This window comes from Novosphingobium sp. (genome assembly GCF_039595395.1).
GTDB lineage: Bacteria > Pseudomonadota > Alphaproteobacteria > Sphingomonadales > Sphingomonadaceae > Novosphingobium.
Genome location: NZ_JBCNLP010000004.1, coordinates 1 through 4,090, shown reverse-complemented (window position 1 = coordinate 4,090; position 4,090 = coordinate 1). Strand labels below are relative to the sequence as shown.

Genomic DNA, 4,090 nt, shown 5'->3' with positions numbered 1-4,090 from the left:
TGCTTTGCAAGCAGGGGGTCATCGGTTCGATCCCGATAGGCTCCACCACGTTTCCATTGAAGATGAAGACACACCTTTCCTTGCATCTTGAGGCTGACCTGATGGTTGGTCTTTTGCTGTAAGGCCTGCGGGATTTGCCCGCTTCTTTGACATTGTGAATGGGTTTTTTAATCGACGCGGTGACGCGAGGTCGGTTTTTGCGCAGCGGGGGTCGCCCTGTTGAAGGCAAGAACCATATGGCTTTAGCGTTACTACAGATGTTGTAAATCTGGCTGAGATTATTGTCCTACGCCTAGAACGATGCAGGCTTTATGCAGGCCTGTTATTGATGGTGTGGGTTCTCAAGCGTGAGGTAAGAGCATTTGGTGGATGCCTTGGCATGTACAGGCGAAGAAGGACGTGGTACGCTGCGATAAGCGTCGGGGAGTTGTGAGCAAACTTTGATCCGGAGATTTCCGAATGGGGAAACCCACCTTCACCATTTCTCTCGTTTGCTGAGTGATCAGTGAGTGAGTGAGGTGGATAAGGTATCACCTTAGTGAATAAAATAGCTTTGGTGAAGCGAACCCGGGGAACTGAAACATCTAAGTACCCGGAGGAAAAGAAATCAACCGAGATTCCCTTAGTAGTGGCGAGCGAACGGGGACCAGCCCAGTGCCTGTTTCTAAATTAGCGGAACGCTCTGGAAAGTGCGGCCATAGCGGGTGATAGCCCCGTATGCAAAAGGATCTTTGAAGTGAAACAGGACTCGAGTAGGGCGGGACACGTGAAATCCTGTCTGAATATGGGGGGACCATCCTCCAAGGCTAAATACTCCTGACTGACCGATAGTGAACCAGTACCGTGAGGGAAAGGCGAAAAGAACCCCGGAGAGGGGAGTGAAATAGAACCTGAAACCGTATGCGTACAAGCAGTGGGAGCCTCCTTTGTTAGGGGTGACTGCGTACCTTTTGTATAATGGGTCAGCGACTTATATCAGTGGCGAGCTTAACCGTATAGGGGAGGCGCAGCGAAAGCGAGTCTTAATAGGGCGCTTAGTCGCTGGGTATAGACCCGAAACCGGGTGATCTAGCCATGGGCAGGTTGAAGGTGCGGTAACACTCACTGGAGGACCGAACCGACTAATGTTGAAAAATTAGCGGATGACTTGTGGGTAGGGGTGAAAGGCCAATCAAACCGGGAGATAGCTGGTTCTCCCCGAAATCTATTTAGGTAGCGCCTCGGATTTATGCCGTTGGGGGTAGAGCACTGGATGGTTGCGGGGGTCGCGAGATCTACCAATACTAACCAAACTCCGAATACCAACGAGTCTTATCCGGGAGACAGACGGCGGGTGCTAACGTCCGTCGTCAAGAGGGAAACAACCCAGACCGCCAGCTAAGGTCCCAAAGTCATGGCTAAGTGGGAAACGATGTGGGAAGGCTTAGACAGCTAGGATGTTGGCTTAGAAGCAGCCATCCTTTAAAGAAAGCGTAATAGCTCACTAGTCGAGTCGGCCTGCGCGGAAGATGTAACGGGGCTCAAACCATGCACCGAAGCTACGGGTGTGGCTCTTTGAACCACGCGGTAGAGGAGCGTTCTGTAAGCCTGTGAAGGTGAGTTGAGAAGCTTGCTGGAGGTATCAGAAGTGCGAATGCTGACATGAGTAACGACAATGCGTGTGAAAAACACGCACGCCGAAAGACCAAGGGTTCCTGCGCAACGTTAATCGACGCAGGGTTAGTCGGCCCCTAAGGCGAGGCCGAAAGGCGTAGTCGATGGGAAACAGGTTAATATTCCTGTACCTGGTGGTGTGTGACGGATCTCGTGAATTGTCTGGCCTTATTGGATTGGTCAGGCTTTGAAGAGGTTCCAGGAAATAGCCCCACCGTAGGTAACTAGGAACCGTACCCCAAACCGACACAGGTGGTCAGGTAGAGAATACCAAGGCGCTTGAGAGAACTCGGGTGAAGGAACTAGGCAAAATGGCACCGTAACTTCGGGAGAAGGAGGCCCCATATATGCGCAAGCATTTGTGGGGGGCACAGGCCAGGGGGCTGCGACTGTTTATCAAAAACACAGGACTCTGCAAACACGAAAGTGGACGTATAGGGTCTGACGCCTGCCCGGTGCCGGAAGGTTAAGAGGAGGAGTGCAAGCTCTGAATTGAAGCCCCGGTAAACGGCGGCCGTAACTATAACGGTCCTAAGGTAGCGAAATTCCTTGTCGGGTAAGTTCCGACCTGCACGAATGGCGTAACGATGGCGGCACTGTCTCCACCCGAGACTCAGTGAAATTGAAATCGCTGTGAAGATGCAGTGTACCCGCGGCTAGACGGAAAGACCCCGTGAACCTTTACTGTAGCTTCAGACTGGCCTTTGGAAAGACTGCTTGTGTAGGATAGGTGGGAGGCTTTGAAGCGTGGACGCCAGTCTGGCGTGGAGCCATCCTTGAAATACCACCCTGGCATGTTTGAGGTTCTAACCCTGGTCCGTTATCCGGATCGGGGACAGTGTATGGTGGGTAGTTTGACTGGGGCGGTCTCCTCCTAAAGAGTAACGGAGGAGTACGAAGGTGCGCTCAGACCGGTCGGAAATCGGCCGTAGAGTGCAATGGCATAAGCGCGCTTGACTGCGAGACAGACACGTCGAGCAGGTACGAAAGTAGGTCATAGTGATCCGGTGGTTCCGCATGGAAGGGCCATCGCTCAACGGATAAAAGGTACTCCGGGGATAACAGGCTGATACCGCCCAAGAGTTCATATCGACGGCGGTGTTTGGCACCTCGATGTCGGCTCATCACATCCTGGGGCTGGAGCAGGTCCCAAGGGTATGGCTGTTCGCCATTTAAAGTGGTACGCGAGCTGGGTTTAGAACGTCGTGAGACAGTTCGGTCCCTATCTGCCGTGGGCGTTTGAGATTTGAGAGGGGCTGCTCCTAGTACGAGAGGACCGGAGTGGACGAACCTCTGGTGTTCCGGTTGTCACGCCAGTGGCATTGCCGGGTAGCTATGTTCGGAAGAGATAACCGCTGAAAGCATCTAAGCGGGAAACTTGCCTCAAGATGAGATATCTTTTAAGGATCGTGGAAGATGACCACGTTGATAGGCCGGGTGTGGAAGTGCGGTAACGCATGGAGCTAACCGGTACTAATCACTCTGTTCATGCTTGATGAACCCCACCATCACTAAGAGGCCTGCACAAAGGATGATCCCATAAAGATCAACCAGGCAGCGCATCGTGAAGGCGGACAATCGTCACAGCCAATCACAACATCTGATTAAAAAACACCGCAACAGCAAGCCGCACAGGGTAACCCTGCGCAAGGCAGGTCACGAACCTGCCTCATGCTCGCTGCAGCACGCTGGCCATATTGCTTGGTGACCATAGCAACAGTGACCCACCCGATCCCATCTCGAACTCGGCCGTGAAACCTGTCCGCGCCAATGGTACTAACGCTCAAGCGTTGGAAGAGTAGGTCGTCGCCAGGCATTATCGCCAGCGTGCTCAAAAAAAAACCCATTCACACCCCCCATGCCGGATGGCTGGGGGCGTGATCATTCTTGCAAACCCTGACGCGGGGTGGAGCAGCCCGGTAGCTCGTCAGGCTCATAACCTGAAGGTCGCAGGTTCAAATCCTGCCCCCGCAACCAGGGCCGCGCCATTGAGCGTGGGATGGAGTACCAGGCCGCTGAGGCTGCCTGCGAAGAAAGCAGGACTTCACGAAATTAAGAGTTGACCGAACTCGGTGAGCAGCCATATAGGCCCGCTTCACCGATGCGGCGCCGCCCGGAAGGGCCGGTTAGCTGCGAGGTTGTCGACAGATGCGGGCCTTCATCCCCCGGTGCAAATCGGGGTGGGATGACTGTCCGCTTTAACTGTCGGCCAGGGAAACCTGAAACGTTCTTTGACATAGTTGATTATGATGAAGGGACATGTGGACGACGGCGTCTGCGCCTTGGGAGCTTCGGGCTCGATGGCGTAGTTTAAACCAAGCCGATGTTACATATGTCCTTCGTATCCATTACGTTTGACAAATGCAGGCATCGGCTCCTGAAGTTTGGACGTTTGTGGTTGGCGGGGTTTTGCCCTGCGCTGCAAGTGTTCATGACA

At 53.6% G+C, this 4,090-nt stretch carries 1 tRNA gene and 2 rRNA genes; all 3 read left to right on the top strand.

Annotated features, from left to right (window positions below):
* Nucleotides 1-342 precede the first annotated feature (342 nt).
* The 3 genes from ABDW49_RS19395 (at nucleotide 343) to ABDW49_RS19385 (ending at nucleotide 3,630) form a co-directional block, all read left to right on the top strand.
* Nucleotides 343-3,150, top strand: a 23S ribosomal RNA gene (locus ABDW49_RS19395).
* Between the two features lie 203 nt (nucleotides 3,151-3,353).
* Nucleotides 3,354-3,468: ribosomal RNA gene (rrf, locus tag ABDW49_RS19390) — 5S ribosomal RNA — on the top strand.
* An 85-nt stretch (nucleotides 3,469-3,553) separates the two neighbouring features.
* Nucleotides 3,554-3,630: transfer RNA gene (locus tag ABDW49_RS19385), tRNA-Met, on the top strand.
* Nucleotides 3,631-4,090: the final 460 nt, after the last annotated feature.